Consider the following 893-nt stretch of genomic DNA (forward strand, 5'->3'; position numbering starts at 1 on the left):
CGCCGGCGCGGGCGTGTCCGCTCGCGGAGCGGAAGAGGGTTCTGCGCGAGATCTGGTGACCCACCGGGTCCTCCCTGGATGTGCGTGACGGATTTCCCGGCCGGTCGCTGCGGCACGGGTGCGAGGTTGTGCGGAAGGCGCCTTCCGGGGCGCGGCCTCGCCCGGCCGTACCGCCCTGACGGGTGGGGACCCCGGCCACCGTGGCCGCCGTCACGCGAGCACGCCCTCGCGTGGCTGCCGTACGTCTCGTACGGGCGGGACGCTCACCCCAATCCGGCGTCCCGGCCGGCTTAGAAAGCGCTTGTCCGGACATTGGCAGACCGGGTCGGAGGCCGTCAATCCTTCGTCTCCGCGGCCTCGGTCACGGTTTGGACTCCCCGGGTGACCGCGAGCCGGGCAGCGCCGACGACGGTGCCGAGGTCCCCGACCGTGCTGCTGACCACCTCGGTGGGCCAGCTCAGCCGCTCCAGTTCGGCCCGTACACCGGGCAGAAGCCGCGGGTCCGCGCCGGTGCTGCCCCCCAGCACGATCAGTCCCGGATCCAGTACGGCGACCACGGCCGCGGCGAGCCGGCCGATGTCCGCGGCATGGCGGCCGACGACGGCGCGGGCCGCCGCCCGGCCCTCCCCGGCGAGGGCGAAGAGCCGCTCCGTGGTGTGCGGGCACGGCCCGTCGGCGTCCTGCCAGGCCTCCGCGGCCCGGCGCAGCAGGGAACGCTCGCCGATGTACTCCTCCAGGGCCTCCCGGCGCGGTACGCGGCCCTCGTCCCAGGGGTAGGGCAGCCGGGCCAGCTCGCCCGCCGCGCCGTTCGCCCCGCGCAGCACCCGGCCCCCGACGACGATGCCGAGGCCGACTCCCACGCCGATCCGCAGATAGCCGAAGGTGCGCCGGCC

1 protein-coding gene is annotated in these 893 nt (G+C 75.8%); it reads right to left on the reverse strand.

The annotated features are described in order from the left end of the window. Positions 1-335 precede the first annotated feature (335 nt). Positions 336-893, reverse strand: a 558-nt coding sequence (locus tag ACFW2E_RS35765; protein WP_384472827.1) for an ROK family protein, incomplete at its 5' end; no start/stop codon positions are given.

This window comes from Streptomyces sp. NPDC058964 (assembly GCF_042741275.1).
GTDB lineage: Bacteria > Actinomycetota > Actinomycetes > Streptomycetales > Streptomycetaceae > Streptomyces.